At 34.3% G+C, this 24,442-nt stretch carries 32 protein-coding genes, 1 tRNA gene and 4 pseudogenes; 24 read left to right on the forward strand and 13 right to left on the reverse strand.

Annotated features, from left to right (window positions below):
• Window positions 1–114: 114 nt before the first annotated feature.
• The 9 genes and pseudogenes from EGX70_RS08915 to EGX70_RS08955 all read left to right on the forward strand — a co-directional run.
• Window positions 115–1,191, forward strand: coding sequence for a helix-turn-helix domain-containing protein (locus tag EGX70_RS08915; protein WP_000900242.1), 1,077 nt, complete (start codon window positions 115–117; stop codon window positions 1,189–1,191).
• Window position 1,192: 1 nt separating this feature from the next.
• On the forward strand, window positions 1,193–1,399 hold the full coding sequence (locus EGX70_RS08920; RefSeq protein WP_001090962.1) for a PLDc N-terminal domain-containing protein: 207 nt from the start codon (window positions 1,193–1,195) through the stop codon (window positions 1,397–1,399).
• Entirely contained in the window at window positions 1,396–2,298 is a 903-nt protein-coding gene (locus EGX70_RS08925; protein WP_000644459.1) for an ABC transporter ATP-binding protein, read from the forward strand. The genes EGX70_RS08920 and EGX70_RS08925 overlap by 4 nt, the downstream gene beginning before the upstream one ends.
• Complete coding sequence (locus EGX70_RS08930) at window positions 2,295–3,056, forward strand: ABC transporter permease (RefSeq protein WP_000838136.1); 762 nt, start codon at window positions 2,295–2,297, stop codon at window positions 3,054–3,056. The genes EGX70_RS08925 and EGX70_RS08930 overlap by 4 nt, the downstream gene beginning before the upstream one ends.
• A gap of 168 nt (window positions 3,057–3,224) precedes the next feature.
• The gene (locus EGX70_RS08935) at window positions 3,225–3,713 is read left to right on the forward strand and encodes a GNAT family N-acetyltransferase (protein ID WP_000403114.1); all 489 of its coding nucleotides are present in this window, start codon (window positions 3,225–3,227) and stop codon (window positions 3,711–3,713) included.
• Between the two features lie 521 nt (window positions 3,714–4,234).
• A complete protein-coding gene (locus tag EGX70_RS08940) occupies window positions 4,235–4,570 on the forward strand; it encodes a PadR family transcriptional regulator (protein ID WP_000827865.1) in 336 nt (111 codons plus the stop codon).
• Window positions 4,557–5,165: a DUF2812 domain-containing protein gene (locus tag EGX70_RS08945; protein ID WP_123948085.1), complete on the forward strand. Its 609-nt coding sequence runs from the start codon at window positions 4,557–4,559 to the stop codon at window positions 5,163–5,165. Before EGX70_RS08940 ends, EGX70_RS08945 begins: the two co-directional genes overlap by 14 nt.
• 441 nt (window positions 5,166–5,606) lie before the next feature.
• Window positions 5,607–5,999 (forward strand): DUF2785 domain-containing protein, encoded by a 393-nt coding sequence (locus tag EGX70_RS08950; RefSeq protein WP_001191782.1) that lies wholly within the window; start codon window positions 5,607–5,609, stop codon window positions 5,997–5,999.
• A gap of 178 nt (window positions 6,000–6,177) precedes the next feature.
• Window positions 6,178–6,768, forward strand: a pseudogene (locus tag EGX70_RS08955) (aminoglycoside 6-adenylyltransferase); the annotation flags it as partial.
• Between the two features lie 11 nt (window positions 6,769–6,779).
• On the opposite strand, the gene EGX70_RS08960 reads toward EGX70_RS08955, so the two are convergent.
• From EGX70_RS08960 to EGX70_RS11075, 9 genes and pseudogenes are all read right to left on the reverse strand, one after another.
• Window positions 6,780–7,582 (reverse strand): IS5 family transposase gene (locus EGX70_RS08960; protein WP_123947962.1). Its coding sequence is split into 2 segments (ribosomal slippage): window positions 6,780–7,186 and window positions 7,186–7,582, totalling 804 coding nucleotides; the frame shifts between segments, so codons are not numbered across the junction.
• A 249-nt stretch (window positions 7,583–7,831) separates the two neighbouring features.
• On the reverse strand, window positions 7,832–8,026 hold the full coding sequence (locus EGX70_RS08965; protein ID WP_016480129.1) for a type II toxin-antitoxin system RelB/DinJ family antitoxin: 195 nt from the start codon (window positions 8,024–8,026) through the stop codon (window positions 7,832–7,834).
• 293 nt (window positions 8,027–8,319) lie between these two features.
• The gene (locus tag EGX70_RS08970; protein ID WP_029140671.1) at window positions 8,320–9,048 is read right to left on the reverse strand and encodes a hypothetical protein; all 729 of its coding nucleotides are present in this window, start codon (window positions 9,046–9,048) and stop codon (window positions 8,320–8,322) included.
• A gap of 278 nt (window positions 9,049–9,326) precedes the next feature.
• Window positions 9,327–9,710 (reverse strand): DUF1310 family protein, encoded by a 384-nt coding sequence (locus EGX70_RS08975; RefSeq protein ID WP_000731523.1) that lies wholly within the window; start codon window positions 9,708–9,710, stop codon window positions 9,327–9,329.
• Window positions 9,711–9,810: 100 nt separating this feature from the next.
• Window positions 9,811–10,092: a WXG100 family type VII secretion target gene (locus EGX70_RS08980; RefSeq protein WP_029661612.1), complete on the reverse strand. Its 282-nt coding sequence runs from the start codon at window positions 10,090–10,092 to the stop codon at window positions 9,811–9,813.
• Window positions 10,093–10,484: 392 nt separating this feature from the next.
• Window positions 10,485–10,634 (reverse strand): annotated as a pseudogene (locus EGX70_RS11320) (site-specific integrase); the annotation flags it as partial.
• Window positions 10,589–10,717, reverse strand: a complete 129-nt coding sequence (locus tag EGX70_RS11275) for a hypothetical protein (RefSeq protein ID WP_000562552.1) — start codon at window positions 10,715–10,717, stop codon at window positions 10,589–10,591. The pseudogene EGX70_RS11320 and the gene EGX70_RS11275, both read right to left, overlap by 46 nt.
• A 48-nt stretch (window positions 10,718–10,765) precedes the next feature.
• Window positions 10,766–11,083 (reverse strand): hypothetical protein, encoded by a 318-nt coding sequence (locus EGX70_RS08990; protein WP_000134167.1) that lies wholly within the window; start codon window positions 11,081–11,083, stop codon window positions 10,766–10,768.
• Between the two features lie 8 nt (window positions 11,084–11,091).
• On the reverse strand, window positions 11,092–11,229 hold the full coding sequence (locus EGX70_RS11075; RefSeq protein WP_162471061.1) for a hypothetical protein: 138 nt from the start codon (window positions 11,227–11,229) through the stop codon (window positions 11,092–11,094).
• Between the two features lie 912 nt (window positions 11,230–12,141).
• On the opposite strand from EGX70_RS11075, the gene EGX70_RS08995 reads away from it, so the two are divergent.
• The 4 genes and pseudogenes from EGX70_RS08995 (at window position 12,142) to EGX70_RS09010 (ending at window position 14,361) form a co-directional block, all read left to right on the forward strand.
• The gene (locus EGX70_RS08995; protein ID WP_123948087.1) at window positions 12,142–12,474 is read left to right on the forward strand and encodes a hypothetical protein; all 333 of its coding nucleotides are present in this window, start codon (window positions 12,142–12,144) and stop codon (window positions 12,472–12,474) included.
• Between the two features lies 1 nt (window position 12,475).
• Window positions 12,476–13,029, forward strand: a pseudogene (locus tag EGX70_RS11245) (hypothetical protein); the annotation flags it as partial.
• 641 nt (window positions 13,030–13,670) lie between these two features.
• Window positions 13,671–14,072 carry a hypothetical protein gene (locus tag EGX70_RS09005; protein ID WP_000517024.1) on the forward strand — a complete coding sequence of 134 codons (402 nt, stop codon included), beginning with the start codon at window positions 13,671–13,673 and terminating at the stop codon, window positions 14,070–14,072.
• Window positions 14,056–14,361, forward strand: coding sequence for a hypothetical protein (locus EGX70_RS09010; RefSeq protein ID WP_000511798.1), 306 nt, complete (start codon window positions 14,056–14,058; stop codon window positions 14,359–14,361). The genes EGX70_RS09005 and EGX70_RS09010 overlap by 17 nt, the downstream gene beginning before the upstream one ends.
• A 188-nt stretch (window positions 14,362–14,549) precedes the next feature.
• On the opposite strand, the gene EGX70_RS09015 is transcribed toward EGX70_RS09010, so the two are convergent.
• The 3 genes from EGX70_RS09015 to EGX70_RS09030 form a co-directional block, all read right to left on the reverse strand.
• A tRNA-Lys gene (locus tag EGX70_RS09015) sits at window positions 14,550–14,622 on the reverse strand.
• Between the two features lie 262 nt (window positions 14,623–14,884).
• A complete protein-coding gene (locus EGX70_RS09025) occupies window positions 14,885–16,153 on the reverse strand; it encodes a replication-associated recombination protein A (protein WP_000774765.1) in 1,269 nt (422 codons plus the stop codon).
• The gene (locus EGX70_RS09030) at window positions 16,146–16,637 is read right to left on the reverse strand and encodes a GNAT family N-acetyltransferase (RefSeq protein ID WP_000586892.1); all 492 of its coding nucleotides are present in this window, start codon (window positions 16,635–16,637) and stop codon (window positions 16,146–16,148) included. The genes EGX70_RS09025 and EGX70_RS09030 overlap by 8 nt, the downstream gene beginning before the upstream one ends.
• A 604-nt stretch (window positions 16,638–17,241) precedes the next feature.
• Between EGX70_RS09030 and EGX70_RS09035 the strand changes: the two genes are divergently transcribed.
• The 6 genes from EGX70_RS09035 to EGX70_RS09060 all read left to right on the forward strand — a co-directional run bounded on the left by EGX70_RS09035 (window position 17,242) and on the right by EGX70_RS09060 (window position 19,748).
• Window positions 17,242–17,430, forward strand: coding sequence for a helix-turn-helix transcriptional regulator (locus EGX70_RS09035; RefSeq protein WP_001082462.1), 189 nt, complete (start codon window positions 17,242–17,244; stop codon window positions 17,428–17,430).
• A gap of 2 nt (window positions 17,431–17,432) precedes the next feature.
• Window positions 17,433–17,960 carry a DUF3278 domain-containing protein gene (locus EGX70_RS09040; RefSeq protein WP_001031199.1) on the forward strand — a complete coding sequence of 176 codons (528 nt, stop codon included), beginning with the start codon at window positions 17,433–17,435 and terminating at the stop codon, window positions 17,958–17,960.
• Window positions 17,961–18,033: 73 nt separating this feature from the next.
• Window positions 18,034–18,504, forward strand: coding sequence for a DUF3013 family protein (locus tag EGX70_RS09045; RefSeq protein WP_001051338.1), 471 nt, complete (start codon window positions 18,034–18,036; stop codon window positions 18,502–18,504).
• A 42-nt stretch (window positions 18,505–18,546) separates the two neighbouring features.
• Complete coding sequence (locus EGX70_RS11080; RefSeq protein ID WP_001868493.1) at window positions 18,547–18,855, forward strand: hypothetical protein; 309 nt, start codon at window positions 18,547–18,549, stop codon at window positions 18,853–18,855.
• A complete protein-coding gene (locus EGX70_RS09055) occupies window positions 18,848–19,306 on the forward strand; it encodes an NUDIX hydrolase (protein ID WP_000376720.1) in 459 nt (152 codons plus the stop codon). Before EGX70_RS11080 ends, EGX70_RS09055 begins: the two co-directional genes overlap by 8 nt.
• Window positions 19,278–19,748, forward strand: a complete 471-nt coding sequence (locus tag EGX70_RS09060) for a GNAT family N-acetyltransferase (RefSeq protein ID WP_000631754.1) — start codon at window positions 19,278–19,280, stop codon at window positions 19,746–19,748. The genes EGX70_RS09055 and EGX70_RS09060 overlap by 29 nt, the downstream gene beginning before the upstream one ends.
• Window positions 19,749–19,786: 38 nt before the next feature.
• Here EGX70_RS09060 and EGX70_RS09065 read toward each other — a convergent pair whose 3' ends face one another.
• The gene (locus EGX70_RS09065; RefSeq protein ID WP_000859570.1) at window positions 19,787–20,503 is read right to left on the reverse strand and encodes a MerR family transcriptional regulator; all 717 of its coding nucleotides are present in this window, start codon (window positions 20,501–20,503) and stop codon (window positions 19,787–19,789) included.
• A 216-nt stretch (window positions 20,504–20,719) separates the two neighbouring features.
• Here EGX70_RS09065 and EGX70_RS09070 point away from each other — a divergent pair, with 216 nt between their 5' ends.
• The 5 genes and pseudogenes from EGX70_RS09070 (at window position 20,720) to EGX70_RS09090 (ending at window position 24,441) form a co-directional block, all read left to right on the forward strand.
• Window positions 20,720–21,085 carry a MepB family protein gene (locus EGX70_RS09070; RefSeq protein WP_228776375.1) on the forward strand — a complete coding sequence of 122 codons (366 nt, stop codon included), beginning with the start codon at window positions 20,720–20,722 and terminating at the stop codon, window positions 21,083–21,085.
• Window positions 21,082–22,035 carry a 50S ribosomal protein L11 methyltransferase gene (gene prmA, locus EGX70_RS09075; RefSeq protein ID WP_001099300.1) on the forward strand — a complete coding sequence of 318 codons (954 nt, stop codon included), beginning with the start codon at window positions 21,082–21,084 and terminating at the stop codon, window positions 22,033–22,035. Before EGX70_RS09070 ends, prmA begins: the two co-directional genes overlap by 4 nt.
• Window positions 22,035–22,775, forward strand: a complete 741-nt coding sequence (locus EGX70_RS09080; RefSeq protein WP_001188249.1) for a 16S rRNA (uracil(1498)-N(3))-methyltransferase — start codon at window positions 22,035–22,037, stop codon at window positions 22,773–22,775. Before prmA ends, EGX70_RS09080 begins: the two co-directional genes overlap by 1 nt.
• Entirely contained in the window at window positions 22,772–23,359 is a 588-nt protein-coding gene (locus EGX70_RS09085; RefSeq protein ID WP_000582350.1) for an AAA family ATPase, read from the forward strand. Before EGX70_RS09080 ends, EGX70_RS09085 begins: the two co-directional genes overlap by 4 nt.
• Before the next feature lie 200 nt (window positions 23,360–23,559).
• A pseudogene (locus tag EGX70_RS09090) lies at window positions 23,560–24,441 on the forward strand (substrate-binding domain-containing protein).
• Window position 24,442: the final 1 nt, after the last annotated feature.

Raw genomic sequence — 24,442 nt, forward strand, 5'->3', positions numbered from 1 at the left:
TATTAATCAACGAAAAAGTTTCTTCTAGGGAAACTTTTTTATATTATATTTCCTGATAGGAACTTTTATTTTTGATTTAGAAACTCTATAATGGACGTGAAAGGAGATTGACCGATGCTTGGAGAGAATATCTATTTACAACGTACTCAGATTGGTATGACGCAAGAGAATTTGAGTGATTATTTGCATTTAACAAAAACTACAATTTCAAAGTGGGAAAATAATCAAGCTAAACCGGATATTGACTATCTTATTTTGATGGCTAATCTTTTTGATATTAGCTTGGATGACTTAGTCGGTTATCAAAAAACATTGTCAGATGATCAAAGAAATCAGCTCATTAAGGATCTAAAAATAAAAGCAAATGTATTGTCTGAGAGAGATTTCTTTCAGGAAGTTAAGGAATTATCAAAACAGTTCCCTAACGATTTTAAGACTCTGTTGATAATGATTAATATGGTCTTGAGCAACCTAACCAACCTTAATGATTCAGAAATGAAAGAGTGGTCACTAAGTACACTAAATAAAATTATTAGTAAAACAGTAGTTGAGTCTGACCTCCAGACGGCGATAATGTTCAAAACGGTCGTTCTTTTTCACAACCTTGAATATGATGAAGTGATAAACCTTTACCAGAATAGTCCCTATAAATTAGGTGAAGAATTACTTTTAGCTAATAGCTTTTTTGCAAAAGGCGATGTTTACCGAGCTAAGCAAGTATTACAGGTTGAAATTTATCAGCAGATTCTACTTGTATGCGAGTATCTATTGAGTTTATCAACTTTTGAAGTTGAAGAAAACAAAGGCGATATTTTTGAAAGGCTTGAACATATGATAGAAGCGTTTCAATTAAACTCTTTGCATCCCAACACAGTCATCAAGTGTTATTATAGTTTAGCTTGTCATTATAGTAAAAGTGATGATGATAAGGCATTAGGATACTTAAAACAATGTTTTAAATCTTTAAAACAATTGCTCCAAAGATTTGAATTACACGGTGATACTTTCTTTTATACCATCGATGATTGGTTAGAGACAATACCTACTGGTATTGCACCACCGACGAGTCAATTACAGGTAATAGAACGAGTTGAGGACTTATTTCAAAATTCACAATTTAAAGAACTATCAGGGCGTAAAGAATTTCAACAAATGATTCAAAAACTTAACGATTTAAAAAAGGATTACTAATATGAATACAGAAATACCAAATCAATTATTACCATTCCTAGTTCCGTTGATTATGTTGCAAGGAGCTTTAATTATCATTTCTCTAGTCAAACTAAGTAAACTTAAGATGACTAAACACCTTTCAAAGCCAGTTTGGTTTTTGGTCATTATATTTCTTAATATAATTGGGCCAATTGCATTTCTTATTTTGGAAGGGAATAATGAATGAAAGCTATCTCATTTCAAAACGTTACAAAATCTTTTGGTCCTAAAAAAATATTAAATAATGTTTCTTTTGATTTAGAAGAAAATATGATTTATGGATTCGTAGGACCAAATGGAGCAGGTAAAACAACGACAATAAAAATGATTTTAGGATTGTTAAAATTCGATACGGGTTTCATAACAATTTTTGGTAAAAAAGTTAATTTTGGAAGAACAGATACCAATCAACTGATTGGCTATCTCCCAGATGTTCCCGAGTACTACGATTATATGACAGCTCTAGAATATCTTGATTTATGTTCTGGTTTAGCGAGATCAAAGCATAAGCTTTCTAACAAAGAACTACTTAGGTCAGTTGGACTTGACGATAATCACCAAAAGATTGCTACTTATTCTCGAGGAATGAAACAGCGTCTTGGATTAGCTCAAGCACTGGTCCATGATCCTAAAATTATTATTTGCGATGAACCAACCTCTGCATTAGACCCGAAAGGTCGCCAAGATATTTTAGATATTATTTCAAATCTTAGAGGAGAAAAAACTGTGATTTTTTCTACCCATATTCTCTCTGATGTCGAAAAAATATGTGATCACGTTCTGGTGTTAACTAAGTGTGGGATTTATTCTCTTGAAGAGTTAAAAGGAAAAAAATCAGAGGAAAATTATTCGGTTCGTATTTTAATAAAAGTGACAAAGTCTGAAGCTAAGGTACTATCTCATAACTATCAGATAGAAAAGAAAGATAATGAGTATGCACTGACTCTCAAAGGCTCTAAAATGGATAACAAAGCAGATTTACTAGCTGGTTTTTACCAAGATTTAGTTTCTTTAAAGATTAGCCCATCAGCTATTGAAGTCATTGACAATAGTTTAGAGGAGCTTTATTTGGAGGTTACCAAATGAAATCTTTAGCAGTAATGTTAAAAAAAGAATGGATGGAGAATGTTAGGACATACAAAGTTATATCTATTCTGATTACTTGTTCAATATTTGGTATATTAGGTCCCTTAACTGCACTTATGATGCCTGATATTATGGCAGGAATTTTACCTAAAAAACTACAGGGAGCGATACCAGAGCCTACCTATATTGATTCTTATATTCAGTATTTTAAAAATATGAATCAGCTTGGTTTAGTTATTTTAGTATTTTTATTTAGTAGTACACTGACGCAAGAATTTTCAAAAGGAACCTTAATTAATCTAGTTACGAAGGGATTAGCCAAAAAAGTTATAATCCTTGCTAAATTTATAGTAATTACCCTTCTATGGACAGTGTCATACTTATTAAGTGTTGTCATACATTTTAGTTATACGTTATATTACTTTAATAACGAAGGAAGTCATAAATTAATGGTTTATGGTGCAACATGGTTTATCGGTATCCTTTTCATAAGCTTAATACTCTTTTTTTCAGTTCTTTTTCGTAAAACTTTAGGGGTTTTGTTAGGTTGTCTTTTTATGGTGGTGTTATGTGTAGTATCTGGATTTTTTAAAATCAGTAAAAGCTATAATCCTATGCTTCTTATCCAAAAACAAGGAGAAATGTTAAGTGGAAAGTTTAAAGTTCAAGACTTAATGGAACCGAGCATATTAGTGTTTTTGCTTATTATAATGACGTTATTACTTAGCATGTACATTTTTGAAAAAAGTGAAGTTTAATTTTGATGAGATATCAATAAGGCGATAGCTACTTTTTGAAAAAATAAAACCGAATTAAGAGTCTTGCTGCTATTTGACTTATCTAGATCAATATTTCCAACTAATATGATGTCTTATGCATACCTCATTGCAGAAATATACTTTAAAGTCAAAATAAGGAAATATATTATGGAAATTAAAGAATACGAGAATAATCCGTACCATTTAGCACAGCTAGTAGATTTAATTAATTATTGTCAGAATATAGAAGCTAAACTTGATATAAAGATGGCTGAACAAGACGATATTTTTCAAATAGAAAATTATTATCAAAACAGAAAAGGTCAATTTTGGCTTGCCTTAGAAAATGAAAAAGTAGTTGGTTCGATTGCGTTACTGCGTATTGATGATAAAACAGCTGTTCTAAAAAAATTTTTTACATATTCAAAATATAGAGGAAATCCTGTTCGACTTGGTCGAAAATTATTTGAAAGATTTATGCTTTTTGCTCGAGCTAGTAAATTCACAAGAATTGTCTTGGATACTCCAGAAAAAGAGAAAAGATCTCACTTCTTTTATGAAAATCAAGGATTTAAGCAAATAACAAGAGATAAACTAGATGTAGACTACATTTTTCCAGATAGAGATTCAAGGATATATGTAAAACTTCTTGATTAATTGTGAAGAAAACTAGCCAAACAGATGAATAAACCCAAATAACGATTATTTTAGATAATACATTGGAAAAGTGGTTGTAGAATATAGAAAAAGAAATTTTTAGGATTACTGTTATCATTGGTTATGGTAGCTTATTCAAGTAATATCATAAGAGATGAATCAATGGATATAAATTGAATAAAAAATAATAGAGGCCAGAGTGATGAACTCTAGTCTCTATTATTAATTTTAAAAACTATTGTGTTTATGAGGAGGTATTTTAACTGTATAGATTGGATAAGAAGTCATAATTAAAGGTATTAAGATCAGGATGAGATGAATAAACAACAGTACTATAGTCAATAGATTATAAAAAACTATAGTACTTTTGAGAAGTTACGACTAAAATAAAAAACTCCAAACGAATAATTGGATAGGCTATCTGTTCTTTTCTTTTTAATAAGTTTAAATATACAGTTGACTTATATAGTTATATTGTATAGAATAACTATATAAAGTTTAACTGTATAGAGAGAGAATTGATGAAAAGGAATAAACATTTACCGTTAACAGAAACTACCTATTATATCTTATTAGCTTTGTTTGAGGAAGCGCATGGCTATGCTATTATGCAAAAAGTTGAAGAAATGAGTGGCGGTGATGTTAGAATAGCCGCAGGGACAATGTACGGTGCCATTGAAAATTTACTTAAACAAAAATGGATAAAGTCTATCCCAAGTGACGATAGAAGAAGAAAAGTTTATATTATTACTGAGACAGGAAAAGAAATAGTAGAACTTGAAACGAATCGATTAAGAAAGTTACTTAATACTGCTAATCAGTTGGGTTTTGGGGGAGATAGTTATGATAAAGTTTAAATTATTTTTTAAATCCACAGAAAAAGAGGAAGAATGGATCGATAAGGTTCAAAAAAGTGGCTATACTTTTACAGGCATTAACTCATTTCTTCCAGCCTTCTATTATTTTAAGAGAGATAAAGAAAAAGACAAGATGTCAATAAAAATGGATTTTAAAAAATACATATCGAAAGATGACTATGCTAACTATATCACTTTATTTGAGGACAGTGGATGGAAGCATATTAGCGGTAGTCGTTGGGGAGGGCTGCATTATTTTCCAAAAATAAAGCCTGAAACCAGTTCAGAGATTTTTTCTGATCAAGAATCAAAATCAGCGATGGCTATGAGTTATTATAAATATACTTGTGAGCATGCGTTTTTCTCTTTATTTTATTTCTTTCTCTTGATAAGAACAACTTCTATCACCATATTTGATCCAAAAAGTTGGTATCTGACGCAAGGTCTATGGGAAATGCAAGGGAAAATATTTTGGTTAGCATTCTTATTTGAAACACCATTTGCCTTATTAAGAATATTACCTATGTTTTACTTTTTAATTTCTGGAATATACTATATTACACGAGCTGTAAAACCCAAGGAAATTATAAATTAAGCAGAAGCATTTTAGATTTTTATACTTTTATATTTTCTATATTCTCTGGTAATTTTAGTTCTATCGTATATTTATGGTATGCCTCAATTTTTTCCTAATGGAGGTTACAAGGTAGGCCTTCGCTATATTTCTAAAGTCAAAGAATAAGTACTAAAAATTTCTGATATAAAAGTGAGTATTCAAGTAAAAAATTAAAGTTACTATAATCATTTTAAAGTGAAAACGAAAACTCTAATGTTACACTTTGGAAAATATAAAATATAAAGTCATGCAAGGAGAAACATGGAAGCAAGTGATGTAATCAAAAAGATAGAAAATAATTATCCAATTGATGAGGATGTTTTATCTTTTTGATTACATCATATAGGAGATTGGAACCCAAGAGTTCGAGATAAAATAGTATATGGGTCTTGGGTTAAATTAGTAATAGAACATAAACTGATGCAAAGCCAGAAATTAAATGTCCTTCAGAGAGTTTTAAGGGATAAATTTCTTTTACAAGGATTAGGAGTACCCAACAGTAATACTGTGTTAAACAGATCTTTTACTGCTCTATTACTAGCTTTATTATTGGAGGACTCAAATAATAAAAGTTGGATATCTGAAGAAGATCAGATAAAAATTATGAATCAGGCATGCTCCTGGCTTATAGATGAACCTGATTTTAGAGGCTTTGACGAGGAGCTTGGATGGATACATGCCTTTGCTCATGGAGCTGATTTATTAACAGAAATAGTCAAGATGAAATATTTTTCAAAAGATGATAGTTTAAAAATCTTAACTATCATAAAAAGAGTGATGATAACTGATGACATACTAACATTAAACGGTTGAAAATATTTGGAATCATAATCAGTTGTTCAGAAAAATTTAAAATTGAATCCTTGGAGGTCGTAAAGGTATGTCCATGCTAATTTAAGTTTATGATTACATGCTTAGAGAAAAATACAAGGGTAATATAAAGGTATTAGAAAAAACATGGTAATATAAAGTGAAGTAGGAGGTAGCCATTATGAGAGATGAGCAAGAAATATATAATTTGGTTTTAAACATAGCAAACCAAGATAAGAGAATCGAAGCTGTACTATTGAATGGATCTCGGGCTAACCCAAATGTACCGAAAGATGATTTTCAAGATTATGATATTGTTTTTGTTACTAATTTTATAGAAGATATTATTTCTGACACTAATTATCATAAAAAATTCGGTGATATTCTTATAATGCAGAAACCAAATGAGTTTAGAAATAAGACGGAATACAATTGCTTTGCTTACTTAATGCAGTTTCAAGATCTGACGAGGATTGATTTAAGGCTTATTAAACCAGAATTCTTGGAGGATTATTTAGATGATGCTTTTTCAAAAGTACTTTTAGATAAAAAGAATAAATATCTTGATTATAATTTTGAAAGAAGTTCTCTGTATGAAACAAAGCAATTGTCAGAAGATGAAATCAACAAAATTCTTAATGAAATATATTGGGTTAGTACTTATGTAGTCAAGGGGATAGCAAGAAATGATATTATTTATTCAGAGTTTATGATATCTAATCCTATTAAAAATGCTTTTATTAAACTTCTAAAACAAAAAATATTAATAGACTTCCTGCGAAACTAAAATCCTAGTTCACGGTTGATCATTCCAGCAATCAAATTCATTCGTAATCCAAACCGTTTGCGTCGATTTCGATAGGTTGTTGAAAATATTTTAAACGTTTTTACTTTGGCAAAAATATTCTCAACCTTGATTCTCTCTTTGGATAGCGTATGGTTATAGGTTTTATCTTCAAGAGTTAGTGGCTTAAGTTTGCTTGATTTCCTCGGAGTTTGCGCTTGTGAATACATCTTCATGATCCCTTGATAACCACTGTCTGCCAAGATTTTAGCAGCTTGTCCGATGTTTCTGCGACTCATTTTGAACAACTTCATATCGTGGCAATAGTTCACTGCAATATCCAAAGAAACAATTCTCCCTTGGCTTGTGACAATCGCCTGAGCCTTCATAGCATGACATTTCTTTTACCAGAATAATTCGCTAGTTGATTTTTTAGGACGATTGATTTTACCTCTGTTGCATCCACAATCACCGTATCCTCAGCACTAAGATGAGTTTTTGAAATCGTAAAACCACTTTGAATAAGAGTTGATTCAACCCATTGACTTCGACGGATTAAGTTGCTTTCGTGAATGCCAAAATCAGCCGCAATTTGTTCATAAGTGCGGTATTCTCGCATGTATTGAAGAGTAGCCATGAGGAGATCTTCTAAGCTTAACTTAGGGGTTCGGCCACCTTTTGCGTGTTTACGTTGATAAGCTGTTTTTAACACAGCTAACATCTCTTCAAAAGTAGTGCGCTGAACACCAACAAGGCGCTTAAATCGTACATCAGTTAATTGTTTGCTTGCTTCATAATTCATAGAACTATTGTACCATATTTTGTTTCGCAGGAAGTCTAATTAGTGGAGAAATAGAATTATCGAATTATTCACCAAAGTATTTTCGAATTTTAAATGAAACAAGCAAAAAAATAGTGATGATATTTCAATAATCTATTATGAGGATAAATGATGGTTTCTGAAAAGGTTTATAATAAACTCTCTAGAGAAGTATATAGTGTAGACAATATAAAGTTAAAACTAACAATCCTAAAAATTTCTTTTTCATCATTAAAACTCCTTATTTTGTAATTCTTCAACTAGAATTGAAGGATTATTTTTAATCTCAAAAGGTATACTTTGAGTTTTAACAGATTGAATGAGAAACATTTTCACAGCAGTACTCATATCTAATCCTAAAGATTGAAAAAGCTTTGTTGCATCATCTTTTAACTGATCATCAACTCTTACTGCAACTGTTGACATACAAATCATCTTACCTTTCTTTGTATAACTAATAGAAATACGATGCAAACAAATTCTCAAACAACTTATTAAAGAGCCTACATTGCATGCAAGCTCCCTTTGAAACGAAAAGTAATATTTTAATCTTTAGAAAATATCTCTCTTTTTATCTAATGATTTTTTTCTGAAAGTAATTTATATATTTTTATAAGGTAAATTACTGCTGTAATAGCAAGTCCTAAATACAATAAATTCAATAATATTCCTAAATATAACATAAATTCTGCCATAAAAACCTCTTAATTAATTTCTCTTTAAAAATTAGTATCTAACCAAAAAGTGTCGTTACCAACTCTGAAGTATAGATATTTTGTAGATGTACCAGTAGGAAGTCCAAACCCTGGTGAGACAGACCACTGACCTTTTATACCACCATAAGCTGAGGCTCCGGGTGCTTCACTACCCCTAAATACACCATTAACTAAAAAGGTCCAAGTTCCTGCTCTATCAACTGTGGCACCATATACCCTATCGAGTCTATTATACCCTCCTTGAACCTTTTGAAAATCTACATAGTAGCTTGATTGTAAACCGACCAATCCTGCATTACCTGAAACACGCATTCCTTTACATACATTATAACCTGATCCTGAAAACCAAGTTCCACCACTTGTGCCTACAGACCTAGCCAACAATTTTTCTGGTCTTACTGTTTCCATAACAGTATCTTTATCAACCAGATTCCCATTTTCATCATAAAATTCTGCTTGTGTAAAGTCAAACCTGACAGTATTGAAATTTTCTTCCTCCTGAGATTGTAAGGAACGTGCATATGAAGTAATATTATTGGATTCCTGTTGAGTAACAAACTCTATAACGTATGGAGAAATTTTTTCAGATGAAATAATTATATTTGAAGTTTGTGGAATATAATTAGAATTCATAACTGCATTAGCACTTACCGAGTCAATATCAGAATTCATTGCTGCTAAAAAACTTATTCCAACTACACAAACAGCCAACACAACTTTTGACTTGTTCATAGTCATCTTCCTTTATAAAAAAGAAATTAAAATATTACTTTAATTCAATTATACACTTAATCACTCACAAAGGAGAGCGTTTTCTGTTTTGTTTAACATCTGAATTATTAAGGCGTATGTTTGTCATTTTACCATTTATTTTTATACAACAAACAAATTCAAATAAATTTGTATACTCTATAAAATATCCTCTGTCCAAACTTCATCGTTAACTGAATTCAATTCATTATATTCAGTCATAGCTATTTGAAGACTATCATCCTTAACATACTTTTTCATCATTTTGGTTCTCCAAGTTTGTTTGATAGGTCAGCTGATACGACAAGATTTGCATAATGCATCCTTCCTTCGTCATCTTTTATTAAATTATAACTTATATAATTCTTTGATGAATCATTAACTATAACTTTTACAATAATGCCTCCCATTGGATTACTGTATACGCTATTATCATCAATTGTGTATTTTTTTATTATTCCTTCATCTGTGAACGCACTATTATCTCTTTTTTTCATAAATGATTCATAAACTTTTTTTGCCTCATCACTATGAGCTATTGCAATCATTTTTTCCTTTTCTGTATGTTGTTTAAAAACCATATAGCCACTTCCTCCCAAAACTGTTAATAGTAATATTAGTAAAATCCAATACTTTTTCTTCATCATTAACTCCTTCGATATAATTGATACTCACTTTTAAGTATATCAAAAATAGGAAGGCTTATGCCCTCCTAAGCTATACTTATGAATGGGAATAAGCCAGTTACTGATTAATCTGCGAAGCAATATCAGAGTCTATTTGTTCTACAACATCTGCTACTTTTAATAGTTGTTGATTGATATCTTCTAACAATTGTGCAAATTGTGTGATTTTCGGCGACAATTCATTGAACTGAGCTTCAAAACTGTCAAATGCTGTACCATCCCAATTCTCATCAATAACTGCTTGCTCTTGCGTTAAAGCAGTTAACACATCTGTAATTGATTGTGATCCTATTGTGTATTTTTGTGCTGACGCACGGAGTACTTCAGGAGTTAATTTAATTTAATTTGTGACATATTGTATCCTCTTTTATATAATTTATATAATATTTTAAACGATAAAACGTTAAAAATAAGAGTATTAATCCGCAATTTATTTAATTTTTAAATAATAACTTAAAAAACGGTCTCCTTTTGGTCACCATTTATATTAAACCAATATACTAGCGAGTGATAAACTCTTGATTTTGACTGTAGGGGCGTATAAATACATAAGAAAAGCCATGATTAATGTCATAGATTTTTGGAAGTTTATTTGTGAAGTTAGCTCTTAAAAAACTCTAAATCTTTACATACAATTGATATTGATAACTTCTTTTAAATTAATTAAATTACCTCTTTTTATTATAATAAAAAGAGGTAATTCAGATTCCTCAATAATAGGAGATTCCATACTACTCCTTCTTGAACCTTAACACTCCCATAAGTATGTCTTGCACCATAATCTGTTATTAATGGAGTAATAGTTAATTCTGTAATTATCTTTTTAACTTTCTTATTTACTGTGGTTTCTTCAGGTAATTTCCATTTCTCACCTGAAGTAAATATGTATCCCCTCCAGCAACCATTTCAACATCTGTAGCTATGTCTAAACGACCACCTGAAATAGTACCTGCATAAGCAATCACTATTTCACTAGTATCCGGTTCAGCTTTTGTCCTTTTTTATTGGAGCAACTACCATAGCTTGCATACCATTTGAAGTATTTTTTGTGCAATAGGTTGATGGGATTTATATGATTCTAATAATGTTTGGAATACAACGTCGGAATTAAATCTTGGAATACCTTCTTGGATTTTGTTTTTAAATATGGTGTAGTCTAAGATGTTTTTTGTAACTATTTCTTTGAAAACATTATTGATGTGATTGATTTCGTCTAGAGATAAATTATATTTGATGATGAAAAATTCTCTGGAACAAATGTTTAAACTTTCACATATTTGAATTATTAAATTATTGTAAATATACTGTTTATATTCCTGTTCTTCTGTCATTAAGCCCCCTACTCTAAAGCAAGACGAATCCAATAAGCTATGGTTGAAGCTGTTGTTTCTGCCATTTCGGAAGTTGTCAAGGCGTTTTTCACTTGTCCTTCAACTGTTCTGTGGGCTAAATCGCTCCAGTACAGTAAATTTCTCAAGACCGGCATAACGGTGTTGAGAGATGCTCCGACAGATACAGCTGCATCTCGACCGATATATTTACCGACTAAATTGACGATTTTGTTTCTGTTTTTTATCTAGGGTTTGGCAGTATCTCCTTTCTAACCTAAATAAATTTTAAATGAAATGTTTTTGGTTTCATTTTACCATTTTTGTAAATTTAATTTTACATATACACTATTATGTGGTGAATATGATAAGACTGGAAATATTTTTAAATCTTCTGAAGAATGGACTTAGAATAACAAAAACTGTGTAAATCAGATCATTCCTGATGCCTATCATTATTCCAATCAAGATTAATCAGAAGTTGTTAACAAGCTGATTAATAATTATCTTAATGAAATAGATTACGGATATACGTAATAGAAGTAGGGCGTCAAGATATTAAAAAATAGGAATTTATTTTTTCAGGGATAAATGATGGGACAAATCCTCTTTAGACAAGCAAAAAAGCCTTTAGATAAAGGCTTTTTGATGTATAGTATGACACCCCCTACAAGATAGAACTAAAGACCGATAAAATTTGAAAAGGGCTGATATTAAGCATTTAAGATTGTTTTTAATAGTTATCTGTCTATAAGGAATGTCGAAAAATGAATTTTGAGTGGGCAAAAAGTGGGACAATAATAATGATAGAATATCGAAACTTCATGCAAATTATAATGTTGAGAAGAATCAGTATAAAAATACGAATTTCACAACTAGTAAGAAATAAAAAGAAAGCGTTATCTTTGAATTTTTATTATAATAGAATGAGGTAATTCAACTAATTTAAAAGAAGTTATCTATATTTGAATGGTATAGAAAAAACAGAGGTTTATTTGCTTATGAAAAAACGTATATGGTATTTGATAATAATAATCACAGTAATTTTAGGAGGACTAGCCATGAAAAACTTATTTGCAACAACAGAAGCATCATCAAGGAAACAGGAACAAGATAGAATTGTCAATTACATAAAACAACATGTTGAGTTAACAAATGGTGATCAAATAAAAAAAGTTGAGTTTATCGATTTTCCAAAAAATGAGATGACAGGTACATGGGGAATTTCTACTAAAATTAATGAACAATTTTCGATTAGTTTTTCTGAAGATAGAATTGGTGGTAAACTTAGAGCATTAGGATATCAACCGAATGAAATAGGTTTTTCAAAGGACATCAATAGTAATAATCAAAATATTAATGATATTGAAGTGATTTATATGAAGAAAGAATAGAATGATTTCAGAAGAAAGTTACAGATATTTAGTTGAGGATGCTTATCGAGTTGATTCAAAAAAAGTAAAAATACCTCTGAAAAGAGGTGATATTGTAGGAAACAGTGACTATGTTATTATAGAACCACCTATAGATAATACTTCAAATGGTATGCAAGCTATGGTAGTTGCTCCGATAAAAGAAGGAACGACAGCTGAACAGATACTAGTGAAATAGTGATTGCTTATGCAGGTACTAATTTAGGTGATCGTTTAGACATAGCTACAGATGTTGAAATGGTTGCTGGAGGGGATACATATTTACTTGCTGACCCTAAAACCAAGACTTTTAGGAAATCTCAGGGAAAATCAGCACTAGAGTATGCCGAAAAAATATCGAGTAAATATCCTAATTCAGAAATTACTACAACCGGTCACTCCTTAGGGGAATCAGAGGCACTATATGTCGCTTTAAAAATGGGTTGGATGAATGTTGGTTATAATGGTCCAGATATTCATAACATGATATCAGATGACGAAATATATTATATGAAATCTCATCCAGAACAATTTAGAAATTATCGAAATACACTAGATGTTATCGGAAATATTACAGGGAACGAAACAAAAACAGCTATTTATTATGATAAAGTTGAAGGTATTTATGGACCTTTAAAAGCTCATGGATTAGCAAATTGGAGTTTTAATAAGGAAGGTCAAGTTGTTGATGAAAATGGCAAAGAAATTACGAATGGTATGATACTTTCAGTTGCACAAACAACTGTAAAAACTTTTCAAATTAATAAGCAGAAGCAACAGATGATGAAGGGAGGTCTAAATTCTAATGAAAAAATCTTCTTGGATGCTGAACAAGCTGCTGTTATTGCAAGTGGTTTAGTCTCTACTGCTGAAACTGCTTTAGAGGATATCAAAACCTCAGCACAATCTGCTGTTGAAGAAGCTGAAGAATTGTGGAATACCACTAAAAGCATGCCCTTTGGTATTACAGAGCTTACGGAAGCAGAGTTGGCAGAAGCCTATGCAGAAGGTGGTGTTACCTATGAGAGCATAGTAACTAAAACAGATACCCATTTTGATAAAAAAGTCGCTAAAGCAGAAGAATTGGTAACTACTTACACGACTTTGAAAAGTGATATTCAATCTGGTGTTGAAACTATGTTGTCTAAGGATAGTGAATTGGCTGGAGATTTTAAAGCATGGGAAAACTAGATTCGAATGAGGATAAACTTAGTAACAGTAAAAGGGATTTAGAAAAGTTGGAAGATGATTACCATCATAAAACCATGGCTATCTCTAATAAATTCTTTGAACTGGAAGATAAACGAACTGAGTTTGAAACGATGCTTCAGGAAACTTATGAAGCAACAAGTTATAATCTTCGTCAAGATGAGAACATTAATGAAGAGTCCTTTATGACTATGAATCACATTATAGATGCTTTTCAAAGTGATTTTGATACAGAATATACTAAAGAGAAAAGAAGATTGACTGCCTTAGAAGAAGAAACTAATCAAAAGTACTCTAAAAAGAGACAATTGCTTGAAGAAAAAATAGATCATTTAATGTCAGAAAGGAGAGACTATGGGAATCCTTGGTGATTATGTTTTATCAGAAGCCTCTGATTATATCAGTGGCAAAAAAGATATCAAGGCTTTAAAAAAGAAACTTGATAAAATGTTAGTGACAGGTGTTTACGCTCCAAGAATCAAGTCTAAACGTAGTAGTATTGTCTCTACTTATGATGAAGAGATAACGACGACTGCAACAAACGCAAAAGCAAGCATAACAGCAATAGCAGGTCAAATAGATACTGCAATTAAGGGACAGTTTAGAACTAAAGTTGAAACTGTATTGGATAATAACAGTACAAAGTATGATGAAATTTAAAAGACATGGGCTAAATAATTTAGCTCTTTTTTTATACTCAAAAATAAGAGAAATACAAAGCAAAATACATATTTATGCAAGTAAAGAGAAATAAAAAAATCACCATTTTATCTGTCAAAAAAAATTGGTGGGCAAGTGTAAAAAGAGCGTCAACAAAGCCTATAGGTATAGGCTTTGTTTTATAAGACTGCCCCCTACAGGGCTCGAACCTGTGACCCATAGATTAAGAGTCTACTGCTCTACCAACTGAGCTAAGGAGGCTAGGAAGCTGTATTGGCACCGATGATCCACTTTTTGTATTGATCCCGCACAAAATAAGCAGGTGGGTAACTCGCACCTCTTTAAGTGGCTTCCGCGTGTTAACGGCTTGCGCACTAGAGATGACTTCGTTTCCCGAAATACAAAGAAATAGTCGGTCAACACTTAGATGTGGATTCGTATGCCACAGCAATGTTTCTATATCTTTATGATACCACTTTTTATAAAATTTTCAAGCAAAATTATCGATTTTTAAAACTGGCAATCAGTCTGAGAGCTTATCAATGCGCTCTTTATTTGAACCAAGTGCGCGTTCGTATTTACCAGTTTCATTGGCTTCAAAATAATTATGTCCTACTAGTTTATCTGGTAAGTATTGTTGTTTAACCCATTTTTCAGGATAGGCGTGAGGGTACTTGTAATCCCTTGCATTGCCCAAGGTTTTACTACCGCTGTAATGTCCATCTCTTAGGTGACGTGGAATAGGTAAATTTCCTGAACGACGTAAATCAGCTAAGGCTGCATTCATAGCCAAATAGGCTGAATTTGATTTAGGTGATAGAGCTAAATCCACAACAATGTTAGCAATAAGAATACGAGCTTCTGGAAAACCAATGCGTTGGGCAGCTTCCAATGCAGTCACAGTATGTATTTGTGCTTCGGGGTTAGCTAAGCCGATATCTTCATAAGCAATAATGGTCAAACGTCTTGCTAAACTAGGTAAATCTCCAGCTTCTACTAAACGAGCGGCATAGTGCAGGCTGGCATTGACATCAGAACCTCTAATTGATTTTTGTAAGGCTGATAGGACATCATAATGCCCATCTCCGTTTTTATCCATTGTAATATAACTACGCTGCAGACTATTTTCCATTGTCTCTAGACTAATATGACGGCTACCATCTTCATTAGGAGAAGTAGACATGACTGCTAGATCCAAGGAATTATAAGCAGATCGTAGGTCTCCATTTGTGGCGGTAACAATGAAATCTAGCGCCTCATCATCAATTGTCACTAAAAAAGGAAATCCCCGTTCTTTATCGGAAATTGCTAGCTGAATGGCTTTTTTAATATCCTCGTTAGAAAGAGGTTCTAACTCAAAAATTTGTACCCTACTTCTAATGGCAGGAGTTACTGAAAAGAAAGGATTTTCAGTTGTTGCTCCAATCATAATAATATTGCCATTCTCAAGTAAAGGTAAAAGAAAATCTTGTTTTGTCTTGTCAAGTCTATGAATCTCGTCAAGTAATAAAACTAAGCCACCAGAAAATTTAGCTTCTTCTGCAATTTCTTGAAGACGTTTTTTACTATCAACAGTGGCATTAAAAGTACGAAAGGCATATTTAGTAGTACCAGCAATAGCAGAAGCAATAGAAGTCTTCCCAATACCTGGTGGGCCATATAGGATCATGGAAGATAACATATTAGCTGCAACCATTCGATCAATAATTTTGCCATTACCAACGAGATGTTGCTGCCCGATAACTTCATTAATATTGCGAGGACGCATACGTAGAGCAAGATTGTCAGCCATGATTATTCTCCAAATCTTTTGCGAAAATTAAAGCATCAACATAATGATTTTCAATGAAAAAGGCTTTAGTGATTCGAGCCTCTTCGGTAAAACCGTATTTTTGATAGAGGGAAATGGCTCTACTATTGTTGCCCATGACGTGCATGGCAATCTTGATGTAACCTTGAGCTTTAGCCTCAGTTAGCAGAGCTTTCAAGAGAGCCTTACCTAGCCCCTGACCTTGGTAGGGTTCAGCGATGAGAATGCCGAAAGTGGCAACATGCTTGCCAGCTGGGAAAGGATAGTAGGGACCAAAGTCCAAGATGCCAGCGATCTTATCATCGACCTCAGCGACAAAGAAGGACATGCCATTTGCCAGATTCTTCTCCAAGTCACTTTCAGTCCACTTGCGGTCATAGACAGGAGAGGTAAGAGCAGTCCAGCCTGTATTTTGTAAGGTCAGAACTGCCCCACGGTCGCAGTCCTGCATAGGTCTGATAATCATAATTGATGATACAAAGGGACGGTTCGGTTTACCGAAAATTTTCGTAAAGAAATAGGGAACGACGAAGTGTCGTCAGACACTAGGAAGTTCATCTTTTCTTCTAGAAAATTAGTCCCGTATTCAAATCCTTTCTATTTTTATATAGAGTTTTTCTTTTAGCTGACTCTTTTAATATAGTATGAAGCCGAGGCTGGGCAAAAACTTCTAGGCCTCTTAATTTTTTGTAGTCTGATTTGCAAGACACAGTGGTTGAGTGGGTTCTAATTCGTTGATAAATCAAGTTTTACAGCCCTACTCAACTGTGCGGAGGTGGGAGTGAAACAGTCTGGGGATAGACTGTTTCAGGTCAGCAACTGAAAATCAAAACTTGCTGACAAAATCGAATTCCTTTGGAATTACCGATTTTTGTCCCACTCTCATTGTAACATAAAATAAAAAAATTTGAGAAAAGGTGTCTAATATAGTTGACAATCCCTTTCAAAAGATTATAATAAAACTATCAAATATAGTTGACACATTTTAGGCCAACAAAATTTTTTAAGCAAGCGTGTCGTATATATATGACATGCTCTTGTGAAACCTTACCGCAATAGAAAGGAGATAGATGAATAGAGTTAAGGATTATCGTTTGGAAACTAAGAAGTCTCAGCTTGCTTTGGCGAAGGAAATCGGAGTTTCTAGACAGACGATAAATATGATTGAGAACAACAAGTATAATCCCTCGCTTGATTTATGTATCAAGCTGGCTAAGGCTTTAGGGACTGATTTGAATGCACTGTTTTGGGAGGATTGAAAATGAACAAAGAAAATTTTACAGACCGCTTGATTAAACGTTTTTACGGTATTTCTGGCCCTTTGGATGAGTACAAGAGACGTGAAGCCGACCGCATGGGGAATATAGCTCTTATCTTTCTGGTATGGTTCTTGATGCTTGGAAATGTTGTAGCGCTCCTATTGGCAGAGGATTTTCCCCAAGAGGTTGCCATGTATTATCCGATGATTCTGGAGCTACTTGTTTTTATCTTGTTTGGTTACCTCGTCTATGCTAGCAATAAGACACAGTTGACGAAGTATGATGAGGATGAATTGTCCGATAAGGAGCGAAAAAGTATACGTCATATTGGTTGGAAGTCAGGTATCTATTTTGGTGTTTTCATGTATTTGACTTCTTACACTTGGATAGATAGTCCGCTTAGCTATTTTGATTATCTATTATCAGGTAAAGCCTTGTTCACCTTAGTCTTTACAGGTAGCTTCTTTGGTATATCGACGGCTGTCGTCAATTATTTTAATCGACGAAAAGGTAAGGAAGAGCGTGAATAGCTTCTTGAAAGAGTTGGGAAGACCAGCTCTTTTTTGCTATAATGAAAGAAAGTAAATTTGTAAAGGATTTAAAATGGCTAAATTTGGATTTTTGTCTGTTCTGGAAGAAGAATTGGACAAGCACTTAAACTATGACTTTGCCATGGATTGGGACAAGAAAAATCACGCTCTTGAGGTGACCTTTGTCCTAGAAGCGCAAAACAGCTCTGCTATTGAAACCGTGGACGACCAGGGGGAGACGAGTAGCGAGGACATCGTTTTTGAGGACTATGTACTCTTTTACAACCCTGTCAAGTCTCGCTTTGATGCTGAGGACTATCTGGTGACTATCCCCTATGAGCCTAAGAAGGGCTTGTCGCGTGAGTTTCTGGCTTATTTTGCGGAGACTCTCAACGAGGTTGCCACTGAAGGGTTGAGCGACCTCATGGACTTCCTCACCGATGACAGTATCGAAGAGTTCGGTCTTTCTTGGGATACGGATGCTTTTGAAAATGGCAGAGCAGAACTGAAAGAGACAGAGTTTTATGCATATCCGAGGTATTGAGATAAAGCATGAAATGATGTTAGCACCGGAACCATTTGAAAAATGAAATCAGGTCAGAAAATAATTGAACTCAGGTTATATGACGAACGAAGGCAGACTATTACAATTGGTGATTACATTGTCTTTTATCTGTTAAATGATAAAAGAAAGAAATTGACCACAGAAGTTGTTTGTTTACATATATTTGATGATTTTTCTCAACTTTATGAAAGTTTAGATTTGCTAAAATGTGGATATACATTGGATGATATAGAAACAGCCAGACCAGAGGAGATGGAACGTTATTATCCCCCTGAACAAATTAGAAAATATGGAGCTTTAGGAATAGAATTGAGGTTATTGCATGGATAGTTTTGATGAGTTATTTGATTTCTCAGGTGCAAAGATCGCTCTTTTCTGTGAAGGAAAGATTTTGACCAGCCTAAGAGATGATTTTCCAGATTTGCCTTATGCAGGCTTTTGGGACTTACCAGGAGGTGGTCGTGAGGACAATGAAACACCTTTGGAATGTCTTTTTCGAGAAGTTGATGAAGAATTAAATCTGACCTTAACTCGAAACCATATTAATTGGGTCAAGACTTATAGGGGTATGTTGAAGCCTGATAAATTATCAGTTTTTATGGTTGGACATATCAGTCAGAAAGAGTACGATAGCATTGTTCTAGGTGATGAAGGACAAGGCTACAAGCTCATGTCCATTGACGAATTTCTAAGCCATAAAAAGGTCATTCCTCAGTTGCAGGAGAGGTTGAGAGATTATTTGGAGGTGGAAGATGATTACTTTACAAAAGGCGGAAGCTAGTGATTTAGAGAAGATTATTGCCATTCAGAGAGCTAGCTTTAAGGTAGTCTATGAGAAATACCACGATCAATACGATCCCTATGTGGAAGAAGTTGAGCAGATTCGATGGAAACTAGTGGAGCGACCAGATTGTTTCTATCATTTTGTCCTTGTTGATGAGACAATTGTTGGTTTTCTTAGATTGGTTATCAAGGACGAGGAGAAGCGTGCTTGGCTTGGTACGGCGGCTATTCTTCCCCAATATCAAGGGCAGGGCTACGGCTCAGCAGGGATGGCTTTATTAGAGAAAACCTATCCTAAGCTTACAAAGTGGGATTTATGTACGATTGCACAAGAAAAACTAATGGTCAGTTTTTATGAAAAATGTGGTTATCATTCAACCCATACCGAACCTGAGCAAGAAGGAATGGATATGGTCTATATGACAAAGAAGATAGAATAAAAAAAGAAAACTAGATGATTGTCTAGTTTTCTGATAGTTTATTGGCAATAGTAAGCAATAGCTTGGCTGACAAATTCACTTGTTCCTGCTCCACCAGCTTTGTCAATTGATTGACTAAACCGGTCATCTGATTGATACATTTGTCCTAGTCCAGCAAGGATTTCATTGGTACAGGTGTAAAAATGCTGAGAGATATAGTCTTGTAGCCGTTTCACACACATTTGAACAGATTCATCAGATACATTTTGTGTCTTTAATTGCCCAAATTGTACCATTATTTTTGCCATTTCTTGGCTAATTTGTGCAAAGTCATCTGAAGCATGTTTTTGAGCAAATTCTTGGTAGGCTGCTGTTTGTCCCCATTTTTCTTTTGCTTCAGCTTGTAATTGTTCTAATTCTGTTTTATTATAAACATCGAAATTCATATAATCATCTCCTTTTTCTTGTAATCGTTTCGCATGGGTGATAACCTGCTCAAGATGCAATCTTTTCCATTCAAGCAATTTGATTTGTTGGGCTAATAAGTCTTGCCTTTCCTCTTTTGCTTGCTCAAGCAGGTATTTGATATCTTTGAGAGGGAATTCCAACTCACGAAATAGCAAAATTTCTTGCAGGCGAATCAATGCTTCATCGTCATAAAGTCGATAGCCTGCTTCGGATAGGGCGGTAGGTGGGAATAAACCGATTTTATCATAGTGATGCAAGGTGCGCACACTTACACCGCTTAAGATACTGACTTCTTTAACTGTTTTCATGGTAATAACCTCCTCTCACTTACATAGTATAAAGGATAACCTAAGGTCAGGGTCAAGCAAAAAATAAATTATTTTGAAAAGTATGGTTAATCATATTGATTTGAAGATAAAGGAGGGATAGTTATAGAAATAGTTGAGCTACTAAGGGAATGGTATTCTTCCTTTGAAGTTAAAGAAGAAAAGTGGAATGAAAAATATGAAGGTATCCTCATAAGAATTGAAGGCGATAGAAACTATAAAAGGTGTCGTTTAGCTCATAAGACAGCTAGCAAGATGGGGTATTTTACAGTATTTTGGCAGAAAGATGGAAATGGTAAAAATATTCCTTTTTATGAACAAGATGAAGTGGGAGATTTGATTATTGTCATTAAAGATGGTAGGAGGAAAGGTTTGTTCATCATTCCCAAAGAAGTTGCAGTGAGTAAGGGTATTCTTTCATCTGCTAACTCTCAAGGAAAGATGGCTATGCGATTTTACCCTCCTTGGTGTAGCGATTTAAATAGAACAGCTTTGGTGACACAGCGATGGCAGTTGAACTATTTTATTGATTTAAGTAGAAATAATGAAGGAGTTACTACATGAACACATGGAATGAACTAACGGTTCACGTGAATCGTGAGGCAGAGGAAGCTGTCTCGAATTTATTGATTGAAACTGGCAGTCAGGGGGTTGCCATTAGCGATTCGGCTGACTACCTTGGACAGGAGGATCGTTTCGGTGAGCTTTATCCTGAGGTGGAGCAGTCTGATATGATCGTTATTACTGCCTATTATCCTGATACGCTTGATATTGAGGCGGTTAAGGCTGATTTGGCTGATCGTTTAGCTAATTTTGAAGGCTTTGGTCTTGCGACGGGTAGCGTCAACCTTGACAGTCAGGAATTGGTCGAAGAGGACTGGGCTGATAACTGGAAGAAGTACTATGAGCCAGCTCGCATTACCCATGATTTGACCATCGTGCCGTCATGGACGGACTACGAGGCTAAGGCTGGTGAGAAGATTATCAAGCTGGATCCTGGTATGGCTTTTGGGACTGGGACTCACCCAACGACTAAGATGAGTCTTTTTGCCTTGGAGCAAGTGCTTCGTGGTGGTGAGACGGTTATCGATGTGGGGACTGGTTCTGGCGTTTTGTCTATTGCTAGCTCTCTCTTGGGTGCCAAGGACATCTATGCTTATGATTTGGATGATGTTGCAGTGCGCGTGGCTCAAGAAAATATCGACATGAACCCAGCTACTGAAAATATTCATGTGGCTGCTGGTGACTTGCTCAAAGGTGCCCACCAAGAGGCAGATGTCATTGTTGCCAATATTTTAGCGGATATTTTGATCCATCTGACAGACGATGCCTACCGTTTGGTCAAGGATGAGGGTTATCTCATCATGTCTGGTATCATTTCTGAAAAATGGGATATGGTGCGTGAGAGTGCTGAAAAAGCTGGTTTCTTCCTTGAGACTCACATGGTTCAAGGTGAGTGGAATGCCTGCGTTTTCAAAAGGACAGATGATATTTCAGGAGTGATTGGCGGCTAATGCAACAGTATTTTGTAAATGGCAAAGCAGATGACTTTGTGACCATCGAGGACAAGGATACCATCAAGCACATGTTCAATGTCATGCGATTGACAGAAGATGACCAAGTGGTCTTGGTTTTTGATGATACCATCAAGCGTCTGGCAAAGGTGGTGGACAGCTCTGCCCATCGCTTCCAAATTCTAGAAGAGCTAGACAGCAATGTTGAAATGCCTGTCCAAGTGACCATCGCCTCAGGCTTTCCCAAGGGAGACAAGCTAGACCTTGTGACACAAAAGGCGACAGAATTGGGTGCAGCGGCTATCTGGGCCTTCCCAGCTGACTGGTCAGTCGTCAAGTGGGATGGTAAAAAACTGGCTAAAAAAGAAGATAAGCTGGCAAAAATTGCTATGGGCGCTGCAGAGCAGAGCAAGCGTAATCGTCTTCCTCAGGTTCGTTTATTTGAGAAGAAGGCTGACTTTCAAGCGGAGCTTAATGGCTTTGATAAAATTTTTATCGCCTATGAAGAGTCTGCCAAGGAGGGTGAAATGTCAGCGCTAGCCCAGAACTTGCAGACTGTAAAAGCAGGTGACAAGCTCCTCTTCATCTTTGGACCAGAAGGGGGCATTTCTCCAAAAGAAATCGCAGCTTTTGAAGAGGCTGGAGCGATAAAAGTGGGCCTGGGGCCACGCATCATGCGCACAGAAACAGCACCGCTCTATGCTCTAAGTGTTATTAGTTACTCAGCGGAGTTATTATGATTATTGCTATTCAAGGTGGTATGGCTGTAGGGAAAACCACAGCTTTGAAAATCATTGAGAAAGTTTACCCAAAAATCGCTATTAGTTTTGAGGACATTTCTCCAGTAGTTGATAAGATTAATAAACATCAGCTTGATAACAATAAATTAGACGATTATTGTGAAATTCAACAACTATTTATTCAGCATGAACGAGATAGATACGAACTTGTTAGAGATAATGAAATAGTGTTAATGGATTATGGAGCTGAGGAAATTGCTTTTTATACACAATACTTTCCAAAGGTGGCGGGTTATAGTTGGACTTTACCTTCTAATTTGTTACTAGAGGTAAATAGGCTAAAGGAATGTTTTGCTGATTATATTATTTTTCTAGATGCAGATAAGACGGTCCTATACCAACGTCAAAAAAATGATTTTAATAGACGGCGTCATTTTTTCAAATGGTATACTCATCACCTGTTGCCTGCTAAAAAACATTATTTAGACACATTTTCCAATGTTATTCATATTAATACAAATCATTTAAATGCTGAGGAAGTGGCTGAAAAAATCATTGACATCATTCGTAAGTTAACTCTATAATGGGATAGTTATACTCCAATTATGTGGTATAACAACTGTTTCAATCCGACTTACTGGCTGAATTACCATAATAGAAAAAAGGAGTTTGGATAATTTTCCAACTCTTTTTAAATTTACATTGATTTTACAAAAATCCTCAAAGAGATTTGATATTTCTTAACTATAATAAAATCAAATCAAAAAATATTTAGGAGTTCATCATGAAAAAACACAAAATGCTATCTCTTTTGGCGGTATCTGGTCTTATGGGAATTGGCATCCTAGCAGGATGCTCAAATGATTCATCATCTTCACCTAAAGGGACAATTAACATTGTTTCTAGAGAGGAAGGGTCTGGAACTCGTGGAGCTTTCATAGAGTTATTTGGGATCGAGTCAAAAAATTAAAAAGGCGAAAAAGTAGACCATACTTCTGATGCAGCAACTGTTACCAATTCAACTTCAGTTATGCTAACCACTGTCTCTAAAGACCCGTCAGCTATTGGTTATTCTTCACTAGGTTCATTAAATAGTAGCGTTAAAGTGCTTAAAATTGATGGCAAAAATGCGACTGTAAAAGATATTAAATCAGGAAGCTATAAGATTTCTCGTCCTTTCAATATTGTAACAAAAGAAGGTAAGGAAAAAGAAGCAACAAAAGATTTTATTGATTATATCTTAAGCAAAGATGGGCAAGCAGTCGTTGAGAAAAATGGCTATATTCCACTTGACAATGCCAAAGCATATCAAGCAAAAGTGTCATCTGGTAAAGTTGTTATAGCAGGTTCAAGTTCAGTAACGCCGGTTATGGAAAAGATTAAAGAGGCCTATCATAAAGTAAATGCAAAAGTAGATGTTGAAATTCAACAAAGTGATTCTTCAACTGGGATTACAAGCGCAATTGATGGATCAGCAGATATAGGTATGGCATCACGTGAATTGGATAAGACAGAGTCATCCAAAGGGGTCAAAGCTACTGTTATTGCAACAGATGGTATAGCAGTAGTTGTTAATAAGAAAAATAAAGTTAATGATCTATCAACAAAACAAGTAAAAGACATTTTTACTGGAAAGACAACGTCTTGGTCTGACTTATCAAAGTAAG

The sequence above is a fragment of the Streptococcus sp. FDAARGOS_522 genome, from assembly GCF_003812445.1.
GTDB lineage: Bacteria > Bacillota > Bacilli > Lactobacillales > Streptococcaceae > Streptococcus > Streptococcus agalactiae.